We start from the raw sequence: 25,227 nt of genomic DNA, 5'->3' as shown, positions 1-25,227 counted from the left end.
ACAGAAAAGTTAAGCACTGCCCCTTATAAATGTGAAGTACAGAATCCACAGCACTACATAAAGACTAAACCCTCCCTTTCTCGCTGTAAGCCACTAAATGAGAGAGGGAGGAATTTAGGATGGGATTAACTTATTCTTTTTGCCCAATTATTTACCAAAATATTACTGCTTCCATCCTCAGAATAGATTTTTACATTTTCTTCTTCTCTGATGCCAACATAAACCACATTCTTCTTAAAATCTACAACGATTATAAAATTGGTGTTGCTACAATTATGTTGTTGACAACCCCAAGCTGAAAACATACTATTTTTGATCTCTATTGGTGTTTCAACTGCCCAAGTCTTTACTAAAAAACTATATCTATCTTTTATTAAATTTTTAAGTCGCTTAGTAAGTAGATTATTCCCAAGCAACTTTACTTTATTTGGGTATAGACCATTATAATTTTTCATATAATCGAGCTCGTTTCTCAAGTTATCCTCATAATCATTTTTCCTAGGCTTGTAATCTGATGGATTGAAGATCGTAGTACTCACAACCTCAATCACTGATAAAATGTAAATTGAAATCATAATGATTTATTTTTTCCATAATGTCCGATTAGTGCAGCTATCGTTGAAATAGAAAAAACGCAGCCAAAAATCAGGCAAAGCCAAAACATAAATGAATCAGAGAAGTCTTTAAAATAGTAAGCACCGTATAAACCGACAGTAGCTAAAAGGAATTGCGAGCCAAAAATTAACATAGATGGTATCATCTCAAAAATCATGTCTTGTTTCTGATCATTGATTCTACTATGTAGACCGTTAATATTCTTAATAAAACTCGGTTGTATTTTTTCTGTGCTGTGAGCTTTCTCTTGATATGGCGATTTATCCCTTAGGATCCCATCAAGCCTAGAAAATCTAAATGTTGTATGTTTCTCAATCTCCTCTTCAAGTACTAGGATAATCATCTGAAATAGTTGGTTTGAGGGCATCGAACTACCTGCCCAAGATATTTGATGATGAGATGCTTCAAACTTTTCAGCTAGATGATGTAAGTTCAGTATTTTATCTTCAATCTTGTCTCCAAGATTTTTTGCTTGAAGTGTAATAATTCCCCCAGTTTTATCAATCAGTTCTGTAAACTGATTAATTGATTCATAAAGAGCGTAGGACGCATTGTCCAATTCTTTTTGTTTGTCAGAGTAACTACTCATGATAATTTGCGTTGAGATTAGTATTCGAATAGTCCCTAATCGATGCCTTTAAACACAATAAGCGCAGGACTGAACTTGAATGCGCTTTAGAGGTTCGGCAAAAAACCCTACACAACAAACAAGACAACCCCACGCTTATCGCGTAGGCGTTGCACTCATCTGTCCCTGTGTATTTGAATTTTGCCGATTCCTAAAGCAGGACATTTAAGCTAACGCTTATATTTTAAATGAATTAATTTCTCTTTCTTATATCTTTAATTTTGATTGATGTAAAGATAATAAGCGGAATTAAATAAAGCATATTGCTATGCCTTATTTATTTTTAAGATGGTTGCTGTTCAACTACGAAAATGCTTACATAGTCTGTTTCTCCCTCAGCAATTCTGCGATAAAAGAAGTTATGAAGTTGTTCAGCTGGAAGAAAGTTTATTCTAATAGCGTATTCAATACCACTGGTATTATCATTTGATTGTGTTACCTCATAACAATACCTTAGAAGTTGATTTGTTAGATTACTTCCAAACTTCTCTAGTGCTTCCTGTCCTAAATCAATAAAGATGTAAAATTTACCATCCTTTGGACTCATGCTTAATGTGATATTAAAGAAGTAGCACAGAAACTCTTTTACCAAATTGGTGTTTTGCTCGTTTTTAGTATGTTCAATCTCACAATAAGTACGAAATTTATTCACATCAAATTTAGTAAGTAGACTTGTGGCTTTCTGAGCCATTAATGTGTAAGCCTTTTCAACTTCCTGATTAGTCAACTGAACGTCGTTAGTGATTGCAACGAATTGTGTTTTTGTTTGCGTCTTACGCTTTGTTTGTGTTTTCATTTTTTAAAGTATAAAGTGATTAAAAAGAAAATTACCCCGACTGAGGTAATTGTTGATTGTGCGATGAGAACCATCGTAGAACTGGGTTTTTTGAGCTTTACCTTTACCAGAGTTACTCCCTGTCATTAACTGCTTTCATTAAGGAATCATGTTCCAAATAACGTAATGCGTGTTTCAGCATGTTACGTATCAGTCATTCTACGATGGTTTATTAGTTCATTTCATATTTTTGAGCATAAAAAAACCACGATTTTTTGTCGTGGTGTACTTATTTTTAAGCCGAAGTCTGAATTGGTTTTTCTAGCAGGCTATAGCGCTATAGTATAATATATGTATGCCTAAAATTTAGGTTTTGAAAAGTGTATGGAAATTTGGCGTCAATAACCTAACCTCCTGATTAGCTCACTGATTTAAAATTGTTGGAAATTGTGCCCTCATAAAAAGTCAGGGTAAAACATTTTCCTCAAATAAAAGGAAGGGGGTGATTTTCTATACTGGGGGTGTCTTTAATTCACACTTTCAAAATTTTTTACAATTATTTTTTTTTTGCACCACCTTACTTTTTAGGAGGGGCAATAATAAAAAAAAGCACCAATGTTAATTGGTGCCCTTCAGAAATATCCAAAATGAAAACTTAGGGTGTAATAATAGGAACCTTGCTAACTTTTGGATATCTCTTATTTGATGGCTAGAATTCCCCACTTATGTTTTTTCCCTTGTGTAGTGTTCATTGTTGAATCAGTAACTTCATAGTATTTTTGGATTTCTGTAGATTTAATCGATTTATGATGCCCAAATTCTGAGTATATTTCTCCGATTGATTTTCTACATTCAGCTTTAAGAACGTTATCGCCCACTTTGTACAAAGATTTAACTGCTTTTATCAACAAAGGATTGCTAAGAATATTCTCATTATTAAGCATATTTACTTCATTACTCATTTTTGCATCATTGAACTCTAGAGCCTTCATTTTTGCATAACCAAGCTTATCGAAATATTTAGCCTGAACGGGGTAATCCAATCGCAATTTATTAGCTAGTTCTTCGTCAACACACGGGATTTGTATTGCATTATTTCTATTAGCATAATATAATAAAAGTGTTGCAACTGCCTCATTTAACTTTGCTCTGCTAATATCTTCCGTTTCTAAGATGTCAATTAATGCATCATCTGCATCATATAATCTGTTTAAAACTTTTGGAATGAAATAATTTGTTTCAATATATGCTTCTGCAAGAATGGTGATGTTTCTATACTGTGATTTGATTTTTTGATGTAAGTGAAAACTGTCGCAAGCAAAATAACTAAGTGAGCCCGTCTCTTCGGTGAATTTGAAAAAATCATTGCGTTCTATTGCCTGTTTTGCAGTTATTAATCCATACTCTGTGTGAGAATCACCTTTAACTTCAAGTAATTTTTTAAAACATTCATAAGACTCTGAGATTTGTTTATCTGCTTGGAGGGGAGTCTTAAACTCTATATCTGGTTTTGTATTTGTTATATGTATAATATTTTCAACTCCATCACGAAACCTTCCCACTATTTGAATTGAGTCACTAAAAGCGTCTAGCAATGAGAAAGGCGCTCTGTGTAAGTCTGTAATCATAATCACAGTAGGCTTAGCAATTTCTCCTAGCTTTATATCAAGGGCACTAAAGAATCTAGAAGTTAGAAAATTGTATTTTTTCAAATCTTTAAGTTCTGACTTTGCATTACGAATACCCATTTTTTTCTTAAGTTCTCTCACTTTCTCTTCAGAACAATAAATATTCGCTTTCTTTTCAATGCCTAACTTCTTGATTAATTTAGCACTCAATTTTGTTGAATTCAAAAAGATAAAAATTTGCTGCTCTGGATTTTGACTTAAGGTGTGTTTAAGTGAAGCAGCAATGTTATTTGTGTGTATTATATCAATATGCTTTTTATATGCAAATTGTGGAACAACTTTTAAAACTTTAAATTTGTGCTGTTCAAATCTTGGATCTGAAGGTATGATGGGTGTTGCTGAAATCATCGCCTTTTTATCAAATTGGAAGAAGTCTGTAAGTGGAGAAACAATTTTACCACGAAAGAATACCGTCTTAACTAATGAATCGCATTCGTCAATAAGCATAAAAAAGTCTTTGAACAAATCATACTTCTCATTTTTTATAATCGTTTCTCTCACTTTGTGCTTATAGGCTTCTGGTGTACAAAGAATCTTCTTGAATTCAATAGAATCGTCATTTAAGTATGTTTTAAGTTCCTCAGCCTTAACATCTTCATAAACAATGAAAATGTTAGGATAACTCAGACTTCCATCAGGTTCTCTGGCAGTCTTTTTCCCAATAAGAACTGGTGTATTTGGTAATAAAATTATACTGTGACGTTTATAAATCAGAGCTTCACCATGAGTTGCTCCAAGTCCACATAGCGTTTTATAGATAATGCGGTTAGATGGAGTACCATTTTTAAAATGAGGATGGTCGGTAATCCATCTAGTAGTTAGAGACAAGTTATAGGTTACCATATTCACCCTCCTTTCCTTTCTCTATAAATACTGATGGAAGTTCATCGAAATCGTCAAGATTTACATTTAAAGAATTTTCGTTCAAAAATTTATTTACCTCTTCAATGCTTATCTTACCAAGTGGCAATAATTCCCAACTAATGGCAAATACTAATTTGGGAAACCAAGTAGCTTTGGTAATCTCAATTTCTCTACCAATGATATTCTCAGTATTTAATGGCTGTAGTGTAGTCTTGAAAGACTCTAACTGAATAGTGAAAACCTGTGAGGTGTAGGCATCATCTGTTTCCAATTTCCAATAAGCTGTTGCCATTGTTGCTGGTTTATTTAGACAGTTGCCCTGATAAACAGAAATGATTTTGTAAGTCCCTTTTCTTGGACAGAATTCACTTCTACCTTCCACTTTATTAGCTTGATAGATGTGTAAAATTTTATCTTCATTTTGCATTTTTATGTAGCGTTAATTTGATAACGCAATGCAAAATTGTCGAGGTTTTAAAGGGTGGAAGGAAATAGAAAATGAAGAGTTTTTAGTGTTTTTATTTCCTTTATAGTCAGCAATTTATCTTTCGGAATTCCTGAACATTTGACTAATATAGTCCTTTGGTTCAGATGTTATTTTCTCAGAACTCAAATAATCCAAAACACTGAGAACATCAAAATAAAATTTAGCTTGTTCATCAGAGATTTTCACATTTTCTGGAGTTTTGAGAGATGTAAATTCTTCCAAAAAACTTTTAATTTCATAACAGAATTCCACATATCGTTTTCGCCTGTAAACAGAAAATTTCTTATTCTCTAGATTTGCTCCTCTTTCGAGATTTTCAATTTTAATTGGTGCTTGATTACCATAGTAAGCTGAACCAAATATGTTTTCAGTTGATTGTTCGTCTACAAGACCGTAAGGTAGATTTCCTGCTTCAATTGCATCCCAAATTAACTGACACATCCAAGTAGATATTTGAGCACTCTTAATAAAGTGTGTTTTGTTAATGGGCATTAGATGAGTGCCAACATTTTCTTTCACTCCAATTTGAAAACTAGGATTATCTCCAGAATTCTTGAAAGCTAATAGAAACTTTGATACTTCAATTGTATTTTCAAGATAATCATGACGCTGCTGATCATTTCGAAGATTGTCTCCTAATGTCTCATCCTCTCTGAAAATTATATAAAGTAGCTCCTCTTGAAAATCACTTAAATTGTATTTAGCAATTACCCCTTTTAAGCCATCATAGTATCTCTGATACTGCTTTTCATCAAGTGCTAATTCAAGCTGAGCATAACCTCTTTCAATGGAGGTATTAAGTTCCCAGCCTGCTATATACCGTTTTAATAATTCGAGATTGGGAGTAAACTGAGCTTTGATTAATGACATAACTTTTATTTTGATTGCTCGAATATATTGAAGAAATCTTTACGGGGCCATTTATAAGGGCAGAAGTTTTGAAATATCCAGAATTTAGATTAATTCCTTATTTTAAGGGGAGTGTTTAGGAATTGGATATTGTAGTATATGTTGATTTCTATTTGAGAAGATTAACTAGTGTATTATTATATTTGAACTTATAATCACAAATATTCATCAATTATGAATTTGCCGAACTTTTTACAGAGCACTAAAACTAACGCAAACAATTGATAAACAGAAATTTAAAACACTTATTTATGGCAACAAAAAAGTAATCAAAATCAATCGGAAAAAGTAATCAAAAGTGTACTATTTGGTTACAAAACAATTATATTTTTCTAGTAAAACAGCGCATTACTGACATTTTGATAGTTTACCGTATGAATTTCGGTTTGAGGATTTTCATCAATGTAAACTTTTATTTGAAGACGGTAGATAACTTTTCGAGACCTTGCATCTATTGATCTTTTCAGAATTTCGAAGCCATGAATGCGCTTTTGTGGTATTTTTAAGGCTTCTTCGAGCTTTTGATTGATGGCCTCAACTTGCTCAACCTGATGTGGGAGCAGGGTAATTTCGATATCTTTTTGCATACAACCTGTCAGGTTTTTATCCTGAATTGTAACAAAGGTACAGATTTTGATATCTAATTTGTAAATTGAAGAAAATTCGATTAAATCAAAAACAAAAACCATAAAAATGAAAAGATTAGTATTTGGAATTTTAGCTGCTTTTATTGCAGTAACCACTTTAAGTTCATGCGGTTATAACAGCATGGTTAAGCTTGATGAAAATGTAAAATCTAAATGGGGAACTGTTCAAACCCAATATCAAAGAAGAGCAGATTTAATTCCGAATTTAGTAAACACGGTAAAAGGTGCAGCAAAATTTGAACAAGGTACTCTAACTGCTGTTGTAGAAGCTCGTGCAAAAGCTACTCAAATGACTGTTAACGCTGATGATTTAACGCCAGAAAATATACAAAAATATCAGGCAGCACAAGGGCAGTTAAGCCAGGCTTTAGGTAAATTATTATCTATTACTGAGGCTTACCCTGAATTGAGAGCCACACAACAGTTTAGTGATTTATCTGCACAGCTAGAAAGTACTGAAAACAGAATTACTGTAGCCCGCAAAGATTTTAATGATGCGGTACAGGAATACAACGCCAAGGTTAGATCTTTCCCTAATAACTTAACTGCAGGTATGTTTGGGTTTAAGGCAAAAGGTTATTTTGAAGCTGATGCAACAGCAAAAGATGCACCTAAAGTAGAATTTTAATATTCTTTAAATACATTTAAGGGTAATGGGTGTTTATTTAATTAAATATCTGTTACCCTTTTTAATTAACCCTAAAATAAAATCATGTCGTTATTTTCTGATATTGAACAAGATAAAATTGCACATGCAATAGCTGAGGCTGAAAAAGCCACTTCAGGAGAAATAAGAATTGCTATCGATAAACATTGCGAGGGTGATGTATATCAAAAAGCTATTGAATATTTTACCAAGATGGAAATGGATAAAACCGCACAACATAATGGGGTTTTAATCTATCTGGCTCATGCCGACCATAAATTTGCCATTATCGGTGATAGCGGAATTAATCGGGTTGTGCCTGAAAATTTTTGGGAAACTACTCAAATTGCAATGAAAGCACATTTTGCTAAAGGAAATTTAGCAGATGGTATTATTGCCGGCGTTGCGCTTGCAGGCGAAAAATTAGCTTTGTTTTTTCCTTACCAAACTGGCGATATTAATGAGTTGCCAAACGATATTTATTACGGTGATAAACAAGAAAACATATAAACGATGAAAAAAATATTTCTATTATCTGTTTTCTGCTTACTTTATGTATTCGCTTTTGCACAGGATTTTCCGGCGAAACCAAATACACTTGTAAATGATTATTCAGGAGTTTTATCTGCAGAACAGAAAAATAACTTAGAACGAAAACTGGTTGCTTTTGATGATTCATCATCAACTCAAATTGCAATAGCTGTTTTAAAATCGGTTGGTGATTACGATATTAATGAATATGCTGTAGAATTAGGAAGAAAATGGGGTGTTGGACAAAGCGGTAAAAACAATGGAATTATGATTGTTGTAGCCGTTGGCGATAGAAAAATCTCTATTCAAACCGGCTATGGCGTTGAAGGTGCTCTACCTGATATTTATGCAAAACGCATTATCGAAAATGATATTAAGCCAAATTTTAGAGCGGGTAATTATTACACCGGGCTTGATGAAGCTACAACCTCGATTATAAAATATACCAAAGGAGAATATAAAAACGATAAACCTAAAGCATCAAAAGGTGGTGGAGTTGGAAGTATAGCAGTCATTCTGATTATCATTGTTGTAATTATTATCATCATGCGAAAAGGCGGTGGTGGTAATGGCGGCGAAATCATTGGAAGTCGTGGTGCTTCGAATGCATTATTCTGGGCAATGCTGTTTGGCGGTCGCGGAGGCGGAGGTAGCAATTGGGGTGGTGGTAGCAGCTGGGGCGGCGGTGGCTCATCCGGCGGTGGTGGCGGATTTGGAGGATTTGGCGGCGGAAGCTTCGGCGGAGGTGGCTCTAGCGGAAGCTGGTAGTCAATCTGGTTTTTTGGCTGTTTAGTTTGTTACTCATTTGCTAATTGCTCCATTGGAAATTGGTTAATTGATAATTGGTCTTGGACTCCGCTCAGACTGACAACTATTCGACTTTGTCCAGAAGAAAACATCTTAATTAATTATTTTATAATGTACCGTAAAGATTTAATTACAGCAGAAATACAGAAGCTAGCAGAGGTTTTAGCTAAAATAATGGGACTTAAACTAGACGGCAAATTTGCTGAGGCACAAGTTATTTTTGATGAAACATTAACCAACTCCTTTAATTTACCTAAAGATATTCTGGAAACCGAAGATAATACAGCTTTTAATGATTGGTTAGACCATAATGAATTATCTGCAGAGAAATTAGATTCGCTTAGTGAGTTTTTATATTACGAGCTTGGTTTAAGCCTGGAACGGAATAGGATAATTGCACCAAAACTTAACCTTATCTATAAAATTCTTTCTGATAAACATAAAATCGTTCATCTGGTAAATTTCCATCGCCAAAATAACATTCAACAATATATTTGATTTACAAATTACGATTTTAGAGTTATGATAGAAATTGAGAAGTGGCGTAAAATTGCCTCGAAATATTTAGTTCGAGAGAAATGGGCAACCTTACGGGTTGATACTTGTGAACTACAAACCGGTGTTGTTAAAGATGATTATTATGTTTTAGAATACCCGAATTGGGTAAATGCAATTGCGTTAACAGAAGCAGGAAAAATAATTATGGTTCGCCAATATCGCCATGCTGCAGATATTATTTCATTAGAAATTCCTGGCGGTGTAATTGATGGCGATGAAGAACCTGAAACTGCAATTAAACGTGAACTTTTAGAAGAAACCGGTTATAGCTTCAAAACCTGTAAATTTATTGTAGAACTTTATCCAAATCCGGCAACATCTACCAATAAAACTTTCACCTACTTTTTAACTGGCGGCGTTAAAACCCACGAACAACATTTAGATGAGCACGAGATTTTAAATGTTGAAGAATACAAAGTTGAAGAAGTAAAGCAGTTACTTGCAGATAATCAAATTGCGCAAGCATTGCATGTTGCGGCTTTGCATTACGGTTTAGCAGAAATTTAGAAATTGTAAAGTCAATTTCCTACAATAAAAATGAAATATTTATTTTTTTGAAGAGCAATGTACTGTATTCTTCGGTTCCGCTAATCCCGCCAATCGCTGCAAGTCCTCATTGCGCTTCGCTACATTGTGGTCTTTACGCTTTTGTCGGGTCTATTTTACTTAGGTTCACCTAATAAATCAAAACCAGTATCCATACATAGTTTAAAAATTTACATCGCACCTATAAAAACAAAAAGTCCTGATTTGAATTCAAATCAGGACTTTTTCATATTCAAAAAATTGCCTTTTAAACTAGCTCATTTTTAATTTTTTCTGAATGTCGTGTACGTAAGCTTTAAATTTCTTATCTGTATCAATTAAATCTTCTACCGTTTGGCAGGCATAAATTACTGTACTATGATCACGACCGCCAAAGAAAGCGCCAATTGTTTTTAATGATGATTTTGTATGGCTTTTTGATAAGTACATAGAAATTTGACGAGCCTGAACAATTTCACGTTTACGCGTTTGCGATTTAACCATATCAACCGGAACTTCAAAATACTCGCAAACCAATTTCTGAATGTATTCCATTGAGATCTCTTTTGAAGTATTCTTGATAAAATTCTTCAGCATTTGCTTCGCAAGATTTAAATCAATTTCCTTCTTGTTTAAAGTAGCCTGCGCCAATAAAGAAACCATTGCGCCTTCTAACTCACGTACGTTATTATCAATGTTATGCGCAACATATTCTACAACTTCGCCGGGCAATTCAATACCATCTGCATACATTTTCTTTCTTAAAATCGCAATACGCGTTTCTAAATCCGGAATTTGTAAATCGGCAGATAAGCCCCATTTAAAACGACTTAACAAACGTTCTTCTAAACCAGCTAAATCTTTTGGTGCTTTATCTGATGTTAAAATAACCTGTTTGCCCGATTGATGTAAATGATTAAAGATGTGGAAGAAAATATCCTGTGTTTTTTCTTTACCTGCAAAGTTGTGTACATCATCCATAATGATTACATCCATAGCCTGGTAAAAATTAACGAAATCGTTAATGGTGTTGTTTTTTAATGAATCTACAAACTGCTGGCAAAATTTCTCGCAGCTTACATAAATAACAAGCTTATCTGGCATACTGCGTTTAATCTCGTTACCAATGGCTTGCGCAAGGTGTGTTTTACCTAAACCTACACCACCATAAATCATTAAAGGATTAAATGATGTGCCTCCAGGTTTAGCGGCTACAGCATAACCGGCAGAACGAGCTAAACGGTTACAATCTCCTTCAATATAATTTTCGAAAGTATAATTAGAGTTTAATTGCGGGTCAACATTTAACTTTTTTAAACCCGGTATAATAAAAGGGTTTTTAATGTCTTTATTTATCGATACAGGAATTGGCATCGATTGTACTTTTGCTTCTGCCCCATTTCCGTTTGAAGGCATATTTGTTGTGTAAGGACTTCCGCTATTGGATGATTTATCTACAACGATGTTATATTCTAACCTACCATCTTCCCCGAGTTGTTTTTTAACAGTCTTTCGAAGTAAGCCTACGTAGTGTTCTTCAAGCCATTCGTAAAAGAACAAACTCGGCACTTGTATGGTTAAAACCTTACCTTCCAACTTAAGGGCTGTTATAGGCTCGAACCAAGTTTTAAAACTTTGATTCGGGATATTATCCTTAATGATTTGAAGACAGTTCTTCCACACTTCTGTACAAGTTTTTTCCATTGCGATTTCTATAATTTATTGGTTTACAGTTCCGATTCGAATTTACGGGGTGGTCCGTTTCGGGACTACGAATATTGAGAAAATTATCAACATTTGAAACAAAAATTTCAATTATTTCGTAACCTATTCATAAGCAGGTAGCTATCCTACTTAACCTAAATTTTTAATGTGGATAACTATTTATTAACATAGGTTTTCCACATCTAAAATCGATTTACAGGCTATTTTACTCAATTAATCAAATCAGCATCGAAAAAGCAAATTCCAAGCCATAAGTTATTAAAGAAGGGGATTTATGTTAGAGAATTATGTAAATCCGCTGATTATCAACACATACCAAAGCAGGTTATTTCCCTTTCATAAAAACCTATTTTTAAATGGCGAAATGTTGTAATTAATATCGTTCCTTCAATTCCCCAATCTGGGAAATATTTGTACAATCTATTAATATTCGCCAAAGGTTTTTCGAAATACATCAGCAATTTCACCTAATGTAGCATAATGTTCAACAGCATCAATTATAAAAGGCATAAGGTTTAAATTGCTTCGTGCTGCACCTTCTAAATTAATTAACGCCATTTCTACTGCTTTGTTATCTCTTTCGGCTTTCAACTGGTTTAACTTTTCAGTTTGAAGCTTCCTTATCGAATCATCTATATTAAAAACTTCTGTAATGCCTTCTTCTTGCTGTACAAATCTATTTACACCAACTGAGATGCGTTCTGCAGATTCTATTTCCTTTTGATATTGATAAGCTGCTCCAGCAATTTCATTTTGCATGTAATCGTTTTCTATTGCATTAACAGAACCGCCCATCGCATCAATTTTATCAATGTATTTCCAGGCGGCTGCTTCAACCTCGTCAGTTAAATTCTCTACAAAAAACGAACCTGCTAATGGGTCTACAGTATCTGTAACCCCGCTTTCAAAGCCAATTATTTGTTGAGTACGCAAAGCGATTTTTGCAGCAGATTCTGTTGGCAGGGAAAGCGCTTCATCATAACCATTGGTATGCAAAGATTGTGTACCACCTAAAACTGCAGCCATAGCCTGATTAGTAACCCTTATTACATTATTAAGTGGCTGCTGTGCGGTTAAAGTAGAGCCACCGGTTTGTGTATGAAACCGAAGCATTTGTGCTTTTTCGGCTGTTGCTCCAAGTTCTTTTGTAATTTTTGCCCACATCCTTCTGGCAGCTCTAAATTTGGCAATTTCTTCAAAAAAATTATTGTGGCAGTTAAAAAAGAACGATAATCTTTTAGCAAAGATATTTATGTCCAAACCCTTATCAATTGCCGCTTTAAGATAAGTTTTTCCATTGGCCAAGGTAAAAGCCAGCTCTTGTACTGCTGTTGAGCCGGCTTCCCGAATGTGATAACCTGATATGGAAATGGTATTCCATTTAGGAACCTCGATGCTACAAAATTCAAAAATATCAGTTATTAACCGCATTGATGGCTTAGGCGGATAAATATATGTTCCTCTGGCAGCATATTCTTTTAATATATCGTTTTGTATTGTACCCGAAATTTGCTTTAAATCTGCACCTTGTTTTTTAGCCAGCGCGATATACATCGCTAATAAGATTGAAGCCGTTGCATTAATTGTCATCGAAGTTGTGATGTCTTTTAACTGTATCCCTTCAAATAAAATCTCAATGTCTTTCAGAGAATCTATCGCGACACCAACTTTTCCCACTTCACCATCAGCCATTTCATGGTCTGAATCATAGCCAATTTGAGTTGGTAAATCAAAAGCAACAGATAAACCTGTAGTACCTTGATTTAACAGATAATGATACCTTTTATTTGATTCTTCTGCGGTTGAAAATCCTGCATATTGCCGCATGGTCCACAATCTGCCACGATACATATCCTTTTGAATCCCCCGGGTAAAAGGAAATTCGCCTGGTTTTTCCTCCATCGGTTTAGCAGTGGTGTAAAGCTCCTTTATTTCGATTCCGGATGTTGTAGTATGTTTTATATCGCTCATATTTGGTTATGTATATGGTTAACCGTTGAAATTGTTTCAATTGGTTAGTTGTTCGAGTCGGTTTCGAATGATTCAAATTACGATTAACCAGTTTAAACAACTAACTAACTTCCTAAAACAATTGCTGAATATCTTTCTTAATCAATTCGATTGTTAAATCGTAAGGGTTTTCATCAATAGTTGCCATGTGTTGCAAAATTGCCTTACTCAACTCTATTCCATTAGCATCCTTTGGTAAACCTTGCACAGCGTTATTAATCATTCCAAGTGTATCATCTTTTAGTTTGCGCACAACATTCCATGTTGTACTGTTAACATATAACTGCTGGGTAATGTTATGCTGGTATTCAGTACGAATTTCATTTAAAACGCCAGCCTGAAGCGTAGCAATATCAATTCCTTGTTGATGCAAGCGTACCAATAAGTTGGCCGGATTAATTCTATCAATAAAAATAATTAAACGTTCGTGTGCTTGCAGCCTTAGTGGTAAAATTTGGGCACGATTTTCTTTATTTAGTTCGATGTTTTTTAAATTAAAGAATCGTTGAATATCAGTTTTAACGAAAAAATAAATGACTATAAAAGCCAGAGAAATACCCAAAAATAAAGTCAGAATATCTATTATGATTTGTTGTGCAGTCATATCTATTGTTTAATTACGGTAATATTAACATCCCGCCAAAAGCAAAAATGTACATTATTATTTATATTTGTAAAAGATAAAATTTAAATAACATGAGTACTACAGTTGATACAGCATTTGCACCAGTTTCTTTTTCGGAGGGAGCAACTAAAGAGTTATTAAAATTAAGAGATCAGCAGGAGATTAGTGAGGATTACGGCTTACGCGTAGGTGTTGAAGGCGGTGGTTGCGCAGGGATGAATTATATTTTAGGCTTCGACCAGAAAAAAGATGGCGACCAGGAGTTTTTTATTGAAGGCATTAAAGTTTTTATGAATAAAGCTCATCAAATGTATTTAATGGGCATGATGATTGACTGGCAAGACGGTTTAAATTCGAGAGGATTTACATTTGTTAATCCAAATGCAACAAGTACATGCGGTTGCGGTACAAGTTTTTCTGCATAAAAAAATAATATTGTAACATATTGCACAGTCCCCTTGTCTAAACATCGGGACTTTTTTATTTTTATAGATATTTGTCTGCCCAATAATAACTGCAACCACTCCATCAAACTAAATGAATTACAGAGAAAATATCAGGCTCGCACTGCAATCAATTAAAAGTAACAGATTACGCACCATGCTTACTGCATTAATTATTGCTATAGGTTTAAGTGCATTAGTTGGTATTTTGACAACTTTAGATGCCGTAAAAGCGAGTATGACCAGTGCCTTTAGTAGCATGGGTGCCAATTCATTTACCATAAGAAACCGTGGCACAGGAATTAGAATTGGCGGACAAGGCAAAAGACCAAAGCCTTTCAAGGCGATTAGGTATGAAGATGCAGTTAAATTTAAGGATAGTTTAAAAACACCAGCCACTGTAGCTGTAAGCGTATTTGCCAGTGGCGGTTCTACCGTAAAAAACGGAAGCCTGAAAACAAATCCAAACATTAATGTTCAAGGTATTGATGAAAATGGTTTAGCGGCCCAAGGTTTAGGCTTATCTGATGGACGGAATTTTAGTCAATCAGAAGTTCAGCTTGGTAGTAATGTATGTATTGTTGGTAGCGAAGTTGTAGATAAATTATTTAAAGATACCGAGCCGATAGATAAGATGATTAATGTAGGCAATAATCGTTTTAAAATTATAGGCGTTTTAGAAAAAAAAGGTTCGAGTATGGGCTTTAGTGGAGATAGAGCTGTGTATGTGCCCTTATCAAAAGCTAAGCAGATTAATGCAAATGCGAATCCATCTTATACCATTACGGTTATGGTTCCAACTAATGAAATGCAGGAAGCCATAATTGGAGAATCTACCTCATTATTTAGAAACATACGTAAGGTGAAGGTTAACGATCCTAATAATTTTGAAATTACTAAAAGTGATGCGATTGCTCAAACGTTGTTCGAAAATTTAGCTTTTGTAGCTATTGGTGGCGTGGCTATTGGGATTATTACATTAATAGGTGCATCTATAGGATTGATGAATATTATGTTGGTTTCGGTAACAGAACGAACAAGAGAAATTGGTATACGTAAAGCTATCGGTGCAAATCCTAAAGTAATCCGCAGGCAATTCTTAATAGAAGCCGTGGTAATTTGTTTAATGGGCGGCACCTTTGGTATATTTTTAGGCATCGTTATCGGGAACCTGATTTCTTTGGCCATGGGTGGTTCATTTATAATCCCCTGGGCATTTATTATTGGTGGCTTTGGTATCTGCGTAGGTGTGGGAATTTTATCAGGTTACTATCCAGCTAAGAAAGCTTCGAGATTAGACCCTGTAGAGGCACTTCGCTATGAGTAAAAAACGCGTTAAGAAAATTAAAGCGTTTTATTAAGAAGTTGATGTTGCGTTAATAAAGTGTTCATCCCGCTGGTTAATAAGGAATTTTCTAATGCGGAAGCATGTTTCAAATGATGCATATCACTACCAATAAAATCTACCAAATGATGTTCAACCATTTCATCAGCAACCTTTTTTGCGCCAGAACCGTAATAACCCGTTAATGCAATAGAGTTTAATTGAAGCAAACATCCAGATGCTTTTATCTTATGAAGATTTTCTATTGAGGCATAATAATAAGGGTACCTTTCGGGATGTGCCAAAACCGGTGTGTATCCAGAATCCTGAATCAGTTTGATAACTTCAAAGAGATTTTGAGGTGCGTTGATAAAAGATAATTCAAATAAAACATACTGAGCACCAAAAGTTAAAACCTGCTTTTGTTTTATTTTTTTTTCGAGTGTTTCATCAAGATAATATTCAGCGGCAGCATCTACTTCTAAATCAATTTGTGCCTCAGCTAAACCATTTCTTAATATTTCCAACCCTCTTTTTATGGTATCGGGCGTATTTCTGAAATAATCGGCCATTACGTGTGGCGTAGCAATCAATTTATTAAAACCAAGCGACTTAAATTTTTGCGCCAGCAACAAGGAATCTTTTAAACTTTGTGCACCATCATCAATACCTGGAATAATATGAGAGTGCATATCCGTTCCGATAGTAGAAAAATCAAAATCAGGGCTTACTTTTTTCTTCTTAAATAATCCAAACATCTTAAACGATTACAGCGAATTAAATCTCTTTTGGCAAATCTGATGACTCAGCCAATGGCGCTAATTTAGAAGAATATATTTTACTTAGCAATTGATTCAGGTTTTCTGCCAAATCAAACTGTAAATCTTCGTGAAGCTTTTTATATTTATTTATAGTTACCTGGGTGGTTTTGATGTAAAAACTCGAAAAAAGGATTCCAAAATCACGATAACCAAAAAAAGATTTCTTGTACTCAACAGGGATTACACTTAATACGAAGATTTTCAGTTCTACTTCGCCTATGGAATCTTTGGTAACTTTGTAGAAATGATTAACGAGCGTTATCATTTTTCTCACTTTAGCCAAAGCTTCTTTTGCATTTAACTTTTTAAGTTCTGCAAGCTGGCTTTCAATATTATGCCTGATGTTTTCTTTGCGATAATCTAAATCGCTTTCATCTTCCAATAACTTAAAGTGAAGATGTTCGGTAAGCACTTTATCTTTTGCAATTAATCGCAATAACAATTTATCCTTTTCTTTTATCGGTAAATCAGTTATTGCGATTTTTAAATTTTTGTGCTCAGCAAGCTTCATTAAAATGGGTTTGCTTTAATATATTTTTCCCACTCCCATGCCGAACGCATCATCTCGTTTAAATCGAGTTCTGTTTGCCATTTCAACACTTCTTTGGATTTAGTTACATCGCCATATATCTGTTCAATATCACCTTCGCGTCTTGGACCGATTTGGTAATTCAGTTTTTCACCTGTAGAACTTTCAAAAGCATTAATAATTTCTAAAACTGTAGAACCTTTACCCGTACCTAAATTAAATACTTCATAATTGCTTTCGGCTTCGCCGGATGCTAAACGCTTAACCGCAGCCACATGTGCTTTTGCTAAATCTACCACATGGATATAATCGCGAATTGCACTACCGTCTGGCGTGTTGTAATCGTTACCATGAACCACAATCGGGCCACGTTTGCCTATTGCAGATTGTGTTATAAACGGCACTAAATTAGCAGGAACACCGTTTGGTAATTCGCCAAGTAAGGCCGTTTTATGTGCACCAACCGGGTTAAAATAACGCAAAGCGATAACATTTAAATCTGGTGTAACGGCAGCAGTTTCCACTAAAATTTCTTCTGCAATTTGTTTAGTATTACCATAAGGCGATTCTGCCCTTTTAACCGCAGCAGATTCTGTTACCGGTAAACTATCTGGTTGCCCGTAAACAGTACAAGATGACGAGAAAACAAAATTTGTTTTATTGAAAGAATTTAACAGATTAATTAAGCTGAAAAAATTGTTTCGGTAATACTTTAATGGATTTTGAACAGATTCGCCAACCGCTTTTGATGCCGCAAAGTGAATAATACCCGAAATATCTGTTTGTTCGGCTGCAAAAGACTTTACTTTTGCTTCATCGCATAAATCAAACTGATGAAACTCTGGCTTTGAACCAATAATTTTCTCAATCTGATCTAGAATTTTGATGTCTGAATTGGATAAATCATCAACAATTACAACTTTAAAACCTGCATTATGCAGCTCTACTACTGTATGGGAACCAATGTAACCCGTACCGCCGGTAACTAAAATTTTAGACATTCTTATCTATTATATTTTTGGAAATCTTTATGCTCAATTTTTGCCAAAGCCTCTTCTGGTAGAGATTTGAAATAGTCGTAGGTAATTTTTAAACCTTCTGCTCTGCCAACTTTAGGTTCCCAACCAAGCAAAGCTTTAGCTTTTGTAATGTCTGGCCTGCGTTGTTTTGGATCATCTTGTGGTAGTTCTCTATAAACAATCTTTTGTGATGTTCCGGTTAGCTTGATAATTTCTTCGCAAAATTGTTTAATGGTAATCTCATCAGGGTTTCCAATGTTTACCGGCTGAGCATAATCACTCATCAACAAACGGTAAATTCCTTCAATTAAATCATCAACGTAACAGAAAGAACGGGTTTGGGTTCCATCCCCAAAAACGGTTAAATCTTCTCCTCTTAAAGCCTGGCCAATAAAAGCCGGCAAAACACGACCGTCATTAAGTCGCATTCTTGGTCCATAAGTATTAAAAATTCTTACAATTCTGGTTTCTACACCATGGAAAGTATGGTAAGCCATGGTTATCGCTTCCTGAAAACGTTTAGCTTCATCATAAACACCTCGTGGCCCTACCGGATTTACATTACCCCAATATTCTTCTGGTTGCGGGTTAACACTTGGGTCGCCATATACTTCAGAAGTTGAAGCAATTAACATTCTGGCACCTTTTGCTCTTGCTAAACCTAATAGATTATGTGTACCCAAAGAACCAACCTTTAAAGTTTGGATTGGAATTTTTAAATAATCAATCGGGCTTGCAGGCGATGCAAAATGAAGGATATAATCTAAACTGCCTGGAATGTGAACGAATTTTGAAACGTCATGATTATAAAACTCGAAGTTCTCCAGATGGAAAAGGTGTTCGATATTAGATAAATCACCGGTTATCAAATTATCCATTCCAATAACATGATAACCTTCTTTTATAAAGCGATCGCAAAGGTGTGAACCTAAAAAGCCTGCCGCTCCTGTAATTAATATTCTTTTTGTGCTCATCTTAATCAATCAGTTTACGGCCAATGCTGTTATAATAATATCCTAAATCAATCATTTTATCTAAATCGTATAAGTTACGACCATCAAAAATTACTTTATTTTTTAATACTGATTCGATTTTATCGAAATCAGGATTTCTAAATACCGACCATTCTGTTGCAATTAAAAGTGCATCTGCATTTTCTAAAGCTTCATATTGGTTTGTAGCATATTTAACTTTATCACCAATTAAATTTCTCACATTTTCAACACCTTCCGGATCAAAAACCGTAACTGTTGCACCATGTTTTACCAAAGCATCAATAATGTACAAAGCCGGCGCTTCGCGGATATCGTCAGTTTCTGGTTTAAAAGCTAAACCCCAAAGTGCAAAGTGTTTGCCATTGATGTCGTTTTTGTAGTATTTTAAAAGTTTATCAACCAAAATTGTTTTCTGGCGTTCGTTAACCTCCATTACAGATTTCAGAATTTGAAAATCATAAACATTTTCATCGGCAGCCTTAACTAAGGCCTGAACATCTTTAGGAAAACATGAACCACCGTAACCAATTCCCGGGAATAAGAAACGTTTACCAATTCTATCATCAGAACCAATTCCACGTCTTACCGCATCTACATCTGCACCAACCAATTCGCAAAGGTTAGCAATCTCGTTCATAAAAGTAATTTTTGTTGCCAGGAAAGAGTTTGCAGCATATTTTGTTAATTCAGATGAGCGCTCATCCATAAACAAAATTGGGTTACCTTGACGAACGTATGGACCGTAAAGGTCTGTCATTAGTTTTTTAGCACGCTCGCTTTTTGTACCGAGTACAACACGGTCAGGCTTCATAAAATCTTCAACTGCTACGCCTTCACGTAAGAATTCTGGATTTGAAACCACATCAACCACAACGTCTGTATTTTCAGCAAATACGGCTCTAACTTTATCAGCTGTACCAACTGGTACTGTTGATTTATTTACAATTACTTTGTAGTCTGTAATAATTTTAGAGATATCTTTTGCAGCGCCTAAAATATAAGAAAGGTCTGCGGCACCATCTCCACCCGGAGGCGTTGGCAGAGCCATGAAAATAATCTGCGCCTCGGCAATAGCATCAGCAAGATTAGTTGTAAAATGTAACCTGCCTTGCTCAATATTTCTATGAAAAAGCAAATCCAAACCAGGTTCGTAAATTGGAACCTGACCCTCTTGCATTTTCTTAACCTTGGCCTCATTTATATCTACGCAGATAACATTATTTCCAGTTTCTGCTAAACATGTTCCGGTAACTAAACCTACATATCCTGTACCTACTACAGCTATTTTCATATTATATTTATAGGGGAATTTAAGTAATTTCGTTTTATCTTGCCACGAAGATAATAAAATCCAACAAATGCTTTTACTTTATATATTAGGAATTAAAATTTATAGCTTATTAATTTGGATTTTTTCATCTTTTAACCAAAAAGCAGCGTTATTTATACGCGGTAGAAAACAGATTTTCAGAAAGATAGCCGAAAAAACTAACCCAGCAGATGAAAATATCTGGTTTCATTTTGCCTCATTAGGCGAATTTGAACAAGGCAGACCAGTTCTTGAAAAAATCAGATCGAATCATCCCAAAAAGAAAATGATTATCACGTTTTTTTCTCCTTCGGGATATGAAATAAGAAAAGATTATGCACTGGCCGATGCAGTTTTTTATCTACCGATTGATACCAAAAAAAACGCTCAAAAATTTATTGAATTGGTAAAACCAGAAATGGCAATCTTTACCAAATATGAATTCTGGTATTTTTATTTTACTGAACTTAAAAAAAGCAACATTCCATTATATTTAATTTCGGGAATTTTTAGGCCAAATCAAGTTTTCTTTAAAAAGTATGGTGCATTTTATCGCAATATTCTAAAATCGGTAACTCATTTTTTTGTTCAGAATAAAGAAAGTGAGCAGCTTCTTAATTCAATCAATATAAAATCAACAACTGTAAGTGGAGATACCAGGTTTGACCGCGTTTATGAAAACGCCATTAACCCTAAACAACTACCTATTATTGAAAATTTTTGTGGAGATACAAACACGATAATATGCGGCAGTACCTGGCCGGAAGATGAAAAACTAATCGCTAAACTCTCTTCCAAACATCCAGGCTGGAAATTTATTATTGCTCCACACGAAGTAAACGACAATCATATTGAAGCTATAGAAAGATTGTTTATAAATTCTATTCGTTTCTCCAAGCTTAACAGTAGCGGGTTAAAGCCATCAAATATTTTAATCATTGATAATATTGGTATGCTTTCTTTTCTATATCAATATGGAAAACTGGCCTATATTGGCGGAGGTTTTGGTGCAGGAATTCATAATACTTTGGAAGCCGCAGCATTTGGATTACCCGTTATTTTTGGCCCGAAGTATCATAAATTTCAAGAAGCTAAAGATTTGATTGCGATTGATGCAGCAAAAAGCATCTCCAATTACGAGGAACTTTTAGTTGCTTTTGATTATTTAAAAGCAAACAAAAAATCTTCGGCTGCTGCCGAAGATTATGTTTTACAAAATAAAGGTGCTACTGATTTAATTTTAGCAGAATTTTTTGCAAATTAATGTATCATCCCAGCCAAAGCATCAATAAATTTTGGGTTATCGTTTAAGCTTTCGACTAACTGAACATGTTCACCACCCAATTCTTTAAATTCTTCGTGATATTCGACCGTTATTTCGTATAAAGTTTCTAAACAATCGGCAACAAAGGCCGGACTAAAAACCAACAATCTTTTCTTGCCTTCGGATGCGAGCTTCTTCAAAACATCAGTTGTGTATGGTTGTACCCAAGGCTCTTTTCCTAAACGAGACTGAAAACAAACGGTATATCTATCTTTTGAAATACCAAGTTCCTGGGCAATTAATCTTGCCGTATCATGTCCTTGTGCCGAATAGCAAAATTTATTGGTGTCGTTTAATGTTTGACAGCAATCTTTATTCTTTAGGCAATAATTTCCGGTATGGTCACATTTTAAAAGTTGCCTTTCGGGTAAACCATGGAAACTGAATAAGATATGATCGTATGTTTCCGGATTGTGTTTTCTAGCATTTTCTGCAAAAACCTCAATCATCAACTTATTATCGTGGAAAGAGTTTACAAAAGAAATGGGCGGCACCGTTGGCCATTTGCTAACCAATTCCATTACCAGCTGAATTACTGAGCCAGAACTTGCCGATGCGTATTGAGGAAAAAGTGGAATAACTTGTATACTTTCTACCAGGCCTGCTTTTAAATTTGCCAATGCAGTTTCAATTGATGGGCTTTGATAACGCATCGCTAATTCTACATGGTAGGCTTCGCCCAATTTTTCCTGAAGCATTTTAGCCTGAATTCTACTGTAATGTAAAAGCGGTGAGCCATTTTCATTCCAGATTTCTTTATATAATTTTGATGTTTTCGGGCTTCTAAAAGGCACAATGATACCTTTAACCAATAGAGTTCTGTTAAATTTTGGGATGTCAATCACCCGTTCATCCATTAAAAACTGATCTAAATATTTTCTCACATCAGCAGTTACAGGGCTATCTGGAGTTCCTAAATTAACTAATAAAATTCCTTTTTTGCTCATCTTTAAAAATCAAGTATTATGCCTAATGTTGGCAAGATATTGCCTCCACTATTGTTTAAAAGTTTCGTTTTAAAACGTGATGGGTCGCCTGCTAAATCCTGTGGATTACCACTGGCATCTCTATCAAGTACTAAAGCCGGTTGAAGTTGATATTTGTTATATGTTACATTCTGTATATCTAAATACAGGTTAAAGTTAAATTTCTTAAAAGGAAATTTTTTATCTACCCTAACATCCAGTTGGTAAAAGTTTGCCAGGCGTAAAGAATTTAGTTGGTCGAAATCTCTAACGCCTTCTGGTAATACGCTATAACTTGTTTTTAAGGATGAAAAAGGCGCATCAAAAGGTGTGTAGGGGCTTCCTCCGCTAAATCTAAACTTAGCACCAGCTTCCCAATTTCCTTTAAATACTTTACCAGCTGTAGCACTTAAAATGTACCTGCTGTTCCAGCTCGATTGAACGTAAATATTTCTTTTATCCTCAAATTCACTTCTAAATAAAGTTAAAGCAAAAATACCGTAAAAACCTTTGGTTAGGCGTTGCTGAGCAAAAAACTCAACACCGTAACTTCTGCCATCTGTTTCCCCAACTACTCTTGAATTTCCGACCACACCAAAATCAGCACCTAAATTAGCAAGCGGTACAGTATCATTAAGTTGTTTAAGTAGCGGGTATTTCGAATATCGTTTGTAAAATCCTTCTATAGTAAATTTGGTGTTTTTTAAGCTGTTGTATTCTAAACCAACAACAAAATGGGTTGATTGTATGTAATTAACATTTTTATTGAGCAAAGGCGAGCCGGTATTTTCTCGGTAACCCAAAAGTGTATAAGCAGGCAATTGATAGTAAATTCCAGTATTAAAGTTAAAACTGAACTTTTCTGTAAAACTGTAAGATGCCGAGAATCGGGGCGAAAAGGTTTTAAACGGATTGTTCATCTGCTTAGCATAGTTGCTTCCATCTATCCTAAAACCAGTCGACAAGTTTAACTTATCCTCTAAATATGAAGCGCTAACTTGCGCAAAGGCGCCGTACTTAATTAAGTTTAATTCAGAATTATAACTCTGCAAGCCTGTTGGTAAAAAAACGGCGTTTTGCACATTGTAATTGCCTGTTTCTGCTCCAACACCAAAATTTATTTTGTAAATACCTTCTTTTGATGAATTTTCAAACCGAAACTTATTTTCCGTTTCTTTTGAAGAATAGGTTAAGGTTTTTAATTTGGACTCATCATTATCCTGAAATTTATCGGCACTGGTATTTAAATAATTCCTGCTAAGCACTAAGGTTGAAAAACCACGCTCACGGTAATTTTTATAAACTGCACCGATTGTATAATTATCCTGACTGTTTACCGGGATAACCGATAAGGTATACAAGTTTTCTTCCGTTGGGTCGGCGTCAAAATTAAGTTTAAACCGGTCTACAGCACCTAAACCTAAAATGGTAAGCTCGTTTTTTGTATTAAATTTAGTTTTTAACTTAAATTGAAAATCCTGATAAGAAGGCAAAAAAGGAAGACCAATAAGTTTGAATAATCCTTGCAGATACGATAGACGATAAGATGCTAATAATGTAGTTTTCTTACTTAGAGGCCCATCCATACTTAAGGCGAAATCACTTGAGCCAACCGTTAAAGATGCGCCAAGTTTATCGGCATTGCCATCTCTCTGTTTAAACTCAAAAACAGAACTTAAAGAATTTCCACGTGATGCAGGAAATGCACCTGAATAAAAATCTACCTCATTTATAAAATCTACATTAATTAAACCAACCGGACCGCCGGATGAGCCTTGTGTTGTAAAATGATTAATGTTTGGAATTTCTACACCATCAATAAAAAATCTGTTTTCATTGGGTGCACCACCTCTAATTATAATATCGTTACGAAAGCTTACAGGTACAGATACACCCGGGAGTGATTGAATTACTTTGGAAATATCTCTATTGCCGCCAGGATTTCTTTTAATTTCTGTAACACCGATGGTGCGTAAAGACAATGGGCTTTCAATTGGTTTAATGAAACGCTGCGATCGTATGGTTACCTCTCCTATTTCATTTTGGGCAGATTCTAAAGCTAAATTAATAATGCTCGGCTTAGCATTTGCTACCTGAACATCAAAAAATGTTTTATTTTGATAGCCAACAGCCCTGAACTGTATGTTGTAAACACCGGGTTTTAATCCAGATATTGAATAATTACCTAAAGTATCGGTCTGCGTACCAACATTTGTACCTTGCAAAATAACAGTTACCGCTCCGAGCCCTTCATTGGTGTAAACATCACTAACTTTTCCTTTAATTACACCGTTTTGTGCAAAAGCGAAGGTACTTAGCAAAAGAAAAAAAATGAGCAAGAAATGTTTCTTGTACATGCGTATTTTTAGATGGTTTTAAAATGGCTAAGACAGTTTATTGGAAGCAAAAATACTATTTTACGGTATGATAAAAGCATCCTTATATTAAAGCGAGAAAC

The 25,227-nt window shown here is 34.9% G+C and carries 25 protein-coding genes; 8 read left to right on the top strand and 17 right to left on the bottom strand.

What is annotated here, in order from left to right; all coding sequences use genetic code 11:
• Window positions 1-125 precede the first annotated feature (125 nt).
• The 7 genes from LUA86_RS03710 to LUA86_RS03680 form a co-directional block, all read right to left on the bottom strand.
• A complete protein-coding gene (locus tag LUA86_RS03710) occupies window positions 126-539 on the bottom strand; it encodes a hypothetical protein (RefSeq protein WP_231459220.1) in 414 nt (137 codons plus the stop codon).
• Window positions 540-571: 32 nt separating this feature from the next.
• The gene (locus LUA86_RS03705; RefSeq protein ID WP_231459219.1) at window positions 572-1,204 is read right to left on the bottom strand and encodes a hypothetical protein; all 633 of its coding nucleotides are present in this window, start codon (window positions 1,202-1,204) and stop codon (window positions 572-574) included.
• 322 nt (window positions 1,205-1,526) lie between these two features.
• Entirely contained in the window at window positions 1,527-2,039 is a 513-nt protein-coding gene (locus LUA86_RS03700; protein WP_231459218.1) for a hypothetical protein, read from the bottom strand.
• A gap of 677 nt (window positions 2,040-2,716) precedes the next feature.
• Window positions 2,717-4,549 carry a hypothetical protein gene (locus tag LUA86_RS03695; protein ID WP_231459217.1) on the bottom strand — a complete coding sequence of 611 codons (1,833 nt, stop codon included), beginning with the start codon at window positions 4,547-4,549 and terminating at the stop codon, window positions 2,717-2,719.
• Window positions 4,536-4,862, bottom strand: a complete 327-nt coding sequence (locus LUA86_RS03690; protein WP_231459216.1) for a hypothetical protein — start codon at window positions 4,860-4,862, stop codon at window positions 4,536-4,538. The genes LUA86_RS03695 and LUA86_RS03690 overlap by 14 nt, the downstream gene beginning before the upstream one ends.
• Window positions 4,863-5,111: 249 nt before the next feature.
• The gene (locus LUA86_RS03685; protein WP_231459215.1) at window positions 5,112-5,927 is read right to left on the bottom strand and encodes a hypothetical protein; all 816 of its coding nucleotides are present in this window, start codon (window positions 5,925-5,927) and stop codon (window positions 5,112-5,114) included.
• A 371-nt stretch (window positions 5,928-6,298) separates the two neighbouring features.
• A complete protein-coding gene (locus LUA86_RS03680) occupies window positions 6,299-6,655 on the bottom strand; it encodes a hypothetical protein (RefSeq protein ID WP_231459214.1) in 357 nt (118 codons plus the stop codon).
• Between the two features lie 4 nt (window positions 6,656-6,659).
• Between LUA86_RS03680 and LUA86_RS03675 the strand changes: the two genes are divergently transcribed.
• The 5 genes from LUA86_RS03675 to LUA86_RS03655 all read left to right on the top strand — a co-directional run bounded on the left by LUA86_RS03675 (window position 6,660) and on the right by LUA86_RS03655 (window position 9,662).
• Complete coding sequence (locus LUA86_RS03675; RefSeq protein WP_231459213.1) at window positions 6,660-7,241, top strand: LemA family protein; 582 nt, start codon at window positions 6,660-6,662, stop codon at window positions 7,239-7,241.
• A gap of 84 nt (window positions 7,242-7,325) precedes the next feature.
• Entirely contained in the window at window positions 7,326-7,769 is a 444-nt protein-coding gene (locus LUA86_RS03670) for a TPM domain-containing protein (RefSeq protein ID WP_231459212.1), read from the top strand.
• A 3-nt stretch (window positions 7,770-7,772) separates the two neighbouring features.
• Window positions 7,773-8,558 carry a YgcG family protein gene (locus LUA86_RS03665; RefSeq protein WP_231459211.1) on the top strand — a complete coding sequence of 262 codons (786 nt, stop codon included), beginning with the start codon at window positions 7,773-7,775 and terminating at the stop codon, window positions 8,556-8,558.
• A 150-nt stretch (window positions 8,559-8,708) separates the two neighbouring features.
• Window positions 8,709-9,095 carry a hypothetical protein gene (locus tag LUA86_RS03660; protein ID WP_231459210.1) on the top strand — a complete coding sequence of 129 codons (387 nt, stop codon included), beginning with the start codon at window positions 8,709-8,711 and terminating at the stop codon, window positions 9,093-9,095.
• A 24-nt stretch (window positions 9,096-9,119) separates the two neighbouring features.
• The gene (locus tag LUA86_RS03655) at window positions 9,120-9,662 is read left to right on the top strand and encodes an NUDIX hydrolase (RefSeq protein ID WP_231459209.1); all 543 of its coding nucleotides are present in this window, start codon (window positions 9,120-9,122) and stop codon (window positions 9,660-9,662) included.
• A 291-nt stretch (window positions 9,663-9,953) separates the two neighbouring features.
• Here LUA86_RS03655 and dnaA read toward each other — a convergent pair whose 3' ends face one another.
• The 3 genes from dnaA to LUA86_RS03640 form a co-directional block, all read right to left on the bottom strand.
• On the bottom strand, window positions 9,954-11,384 hold the full coding sequence (gene dnaA, locus LUA86_RS03650; protein ID WP_056088409.1) for a chromosomal replication initiator protein DnaA: 1,431 nt from the start codon (window positions 11,382-11,384) through the stop codon (window positions 9,954-9,956).
• Between the two features lie 444 nt (window positions 11,385-11,828).
• Window positions 11,829-13,376, bottom strand: coding sequence for a methylmalonyl-CoA mutase (locus LUA86_RS03645; protein ID WP_231459208.1), 1,548 nt, complete (start codon window positions 13,374-13,376; stop codon window positions 11,829-11,831).
• Between the two features lie 112 nt (window positions 13,377-13,488).
• Window positions 13,489-14,019 carry a hypothetical protein gene (locus LUA86_RS03640; RefSeq protein WP_231459207.1) on the bottom strand — a complete coding sequence of 177 codons (531 nt, stop codon included), beginning with the start codon at window positions 14,017-14,019 and terminating at the stop codon, window positions 13,489-13,491.
• Window positions 14,020-14,111: 92 nt separating this feature from the next.
• Here LUA86_RS03640 and LUA86_RS03635 point away from each other — a divergent pair, with 92 nt between their 5' ends.
• On the top strand, window positions 14,112-14,465 hold the full coding sequence (locus LUA86_RS03635; RefSeq protein ID WP_231459206.1) for an iron-sulfur cluster assembly accessory protein: 354 nt from the start codon (window positions 14,112-14,114) through the stop codon (window positions 14,463-14,465).
• Window positions 14,466-14,577: 112 nt separating this feature from the next.
• A complete protein-coding gene (locus tag LUA86_RS03630) occupies window positions 14,578-15,810 on the top strand; it encodes an ABC transporter permease (protein WP_231459205.1) in 1,233 nt (410 codons plus the stop codon).
• A gap of 17 nt (window positions 15,811-15,827) precedes the next feature.
• Here the strand turns inward: LUA86_RS03630 and LUA86_RS03625 are convergent, their stop codons facing one another.
• Genes LUA86_RS03625 through LUA86_RS03605 form a run of 5 tightly spaced genes read right to left on the bottom strand, consistent with a single transcriptional unit; the run spans window position 15,828 to window position 20,462 of the window.
• Window positions 15,828-16,565: a tyrosine-protein phosphatase gene (locus tag LUA86_RS03625; RefSeq protein ID WP_231459204.1), complete on the bottom strand. Its 738-nt coding sequence runs from the start codon at window positions 16,563-16,565 to the stop codon at window positions 15,828-15,830.
• 19 nt (window positions 16,566-16,584) lie between these two features.
• On the bottom strand, window positions 16,585-17,139 hold the full coding sequence (locus LUA86_RS03620) for a hypothetical protein (RefSeq protein ID WP_231459203.1): 555 nt from the start codon (window positions 17,137-17,139) through the stop codon (window positions 16,585-16,587).
• Window positions 17,139-18,158 carry a UDP-glucose 4-epimerase GalE gene (gene galE / locus LUA86_RS03615; RefSeq protein ID WP_231459202.1) on the bottom strand — a complete coding sequence of 340 codons (1,020 nt, stop codon included), beginning with the start codon at window positions 18,156-18,158 and terminating at the stop codon, window positions 17,139-17,141. The genes LUA86_RS03620 and galE overlap by 1 nt, the downstream gene beginning before the upstream one ends.
• 2 nt (window positions 18,159-18,160) lie before the next feature.
• Window positions 18,161-19,150, bottom strand: a complete 990-nt coding sequence (locus LUA86_RS03610) for a UDP-glucuronic acid decarboxylase family protein (RefSeq protein WP_231459201.1) — start codon at window positions 19,148-19,150, stop codon at window positions 18,161-18,163.
• A 1-nt stretch (window position 19,151) separates the two neighbouring features.
• Entirely contained in the window at window positions 19,152-20,462 is a 1,311-nt protein-coding gene (locus LUA86_RS03605) for a UDP-glucose/GDP-mannose dehydrogenase family protein (protein ID WP_231459200.1), read from the bottom strand.
• Between the two features lie 67 nt (window positions 20,463-20,529).
• On the opposite strand from LUA86_RS03605, the gene LUA86_RS03600 reads away from it, so the two are divergent.
• Window positions 20,530-21,744: a 3-deoxy-D-manno-octulosonic acid transferase gene (locus LUA86_RS03600; protein WP_231459199.1), complete on the top strand. Its 1,215-nt coding sequence runs from the start codon at window positions 20,530-20,532 to the stop codon at window positions 21,742-21,744.
• Here LUA86_RS03600 and hemH read toward each other — a convergent pair.
• Both hemH and LUA86_RS03590 read right to left on the bottom strand, forming a co-directional pair.
• Window positions 21,741-22,751 (bottom strand): ferrochelatase, encoded by a 1,011-nt coding sequence (hemH, locus tag LUA86_RS03595; protein ID WP_231459198.1) that lies wholly within the window; start codon window positions 22,749-22,751, stop codon window positions 21,741-21,743. The genes LUA86_RS03600 and hemH overlap by 4 nt on opposite strands.
• 2 nt (window positions 22,752-22,753) lie before the next feature.
• Window positions 22,754-25,126: a TonB-dependent receptor gene (locus LUA86_RS03590; protein ID WP_231459197.1), complete on the bottom strand. Its 2,373-nt coding sequence runs from the start codon at window positions 25,124-25,126 to the stop codon at window positions 22,754-22,756.
• Window positions 25,127-25,227 lie beyond the last annotated feature (101 nt).

Source organism: Pedobacter sp. Leaf132, from assembly GCF_920984695.1.
Taxonomy (GTDB): domain Bacteria; phylum Bacteroidota; class Bacteroidia; order Sphingobacteriales; family Sphingobacteriaceae; genus Pedobacter.
Note: the sequence above shows the minus strand (reverse complement) of the source record. Positions and strands in the feature narration are given on the sequence as shown.

Excerpts from the sequence above, each read along its gene's own strand:
- LUA86_RS03705 (WP_231459219.1), bottom strand. The coding sequence starts at position 1,204 with ATGAGTAGTTACTCTGACAAACAAAAAGAATTGGACAATGCGTCCTAC.
- LUA86_RS03700 (WP_231459218.1), bottom strand. The coding sequence starts at position 2,039 with ATGAAAACACAAACAAAGCGTAAGACGCAAACAAAAACACAATTCGTT.
- LUA86_RS03695 (WP_231459217.1), bottom strand. The coding sequence starts at position 4,549 with ATGGTAACCTATAACTTGTCTCTAACTACTAGATGGATTACCGACCAT.
- LUA86_RS03690 (WP_231459216.1), bottom strand. The coding sequence starts at position 4,862 with ATGGCAACAGCTTATTGGAAATTGGAAACAGATGATGCCTACACCTCA.
- LUA86_RS03685 (WP_231459215.1), bottom strand. The coding sequence starts at position 5,927 with ATGTCATTAATCAAAGCTCAGTTTACTCCCAATCTCGAATTATTAAAA.
- LUA86_RS03680 (WP_231459214.1), bottom strand. The coding sequence starts at position 6,655 with ATGGTTTTTGTTTTTGATTTAATCGAATTTTCTTCAATTTACAAATTA.
- LUA86_RS03675 (WP_231459213.1), top strand. The coding sequence starts at position 6,660 with ATGAAAAGATTAGTATTTGGAATTTTAGCTGCTTTTATTGCAGTAACC.
- LUA86_RS03670 (WP_231459212.1), top strand. The coding sequence starts at position 7,326 with ATGTCGTTATTTTCTGATATTGAACAAGATAAAATTGCACATGCAATA.
- LUA86_RS03665 (WP_231459211.1), top strand. The coding sequence starts at position 7,773 with ATGAAAAAAATATTTCTATTATCTGTTTTCTGCTTACTTTATGTATTC.
- LUA86_RS03660 (WP_231459210.1), top strand. The coding sequence starts at position 8,709 with ATGTACCGTAAAGATTTAATTACAGCAGAAATACAGAAGCTAGCAGAG.
- LUA86_RS03655 (WP_231459209.1), top strand. The coding sequence starts at position 9,120 with ATGATAGAAATTGAGAAGTGGCGTAAAATTGCCTCGAAATATTTAGTT.
- dnaA (WP_056088409.1), bottom strand. The coding sequence starts at position 11,384 with ATGGAAAAAACTTGTACAGAAGTGTGGAAGAACTGTCTTCAAATCATT.
- LUA86_RS03645 (WP_231459208.1), bottom strand. The coding sequence starts at position 13,376 with ATGAGCGATATAAAACATACTACAACATCCGGAATCGAAATAAAGGAG.
- LUA86_RS03640 (WP_231459207.1), bottom strand. The coding sequence starts at position 14,019 with ATGACTGCACAACAAATCATAATAGATATTCTGACTTTATTTTTGGGT.
- LUA86_RS03635 (WP_231459206.1), top strand. The coding sequence starts at position 14,112 with ATGAGTACTACAGTTGATACAGCATTTGCACCAGTTTCTTTTTCGGAG.
- LUA86_RS03630 (WP_231459205.1), top strand. The coding sequence starts at position 14,578 with ATGAATTACAGAGAAAATATCAGGCTCGCACTGCAATCAATTAAAAGT.
- LUA86_RS03625 (WP_231459204.1), bottom strand. The coding sequence starts at position 16,565 with ATGTTTGGATTATTTAAGAAGAAAAAAGTAAGCCCTGATTTTGATTTT.
- LUA86_RS03620 (WP_231459203.1), bottom strand. The coding sequence starts at position 17,139 with ATGAAGCTTGCTGAGCACAAAAATTTAAAAATCGCAATAACTGATTTA.
- galE (WP_231459202.1), bottom strand. The coding sequence starts at position 18,158 with ATGTCTAAAATTTTAGTTACCGGCGGTACGGGTTACATTGGTTCCCAT.
- LUA86_RS03610 (WP_231459201.1), bottom strand. The coding sequence starts at position 19,150 with ATGAGCACAAAAAGAATATTAATTACAGGAGCGGCAGGCTTTTTAGGT.
- LUA86_RS03605 (WP_231459200.1), bottom strand. The coding sequence starts at position 20,462 with ATGAAAATAGCTGTAGTAGGTACAGGATATGTAGGTTTAGTTACCGGA.
- LUA86_RS03600 (WP_231459199.1), top strand. The coding sequence starts at position 20,530 with ATGCTTTTACTTTATATATTAGGAATTAAAATTTATAGCTTATTAATT.
- hemH (WP_231459198.1), bottom strand. The coding sequence starts at position 22,751 with ATGAGCAAAAAAGGAATTTTATTAGTTAATTTAGGAACTCCAGATAGC.
- LUA86_RS03590 (WP_231459197.1), bottom strand. The coding sequence starts at position 25,126 with ATGTACAAGAAACATTTCTTGCTCATTTTTTTTCTTTTGCTAAGTACC.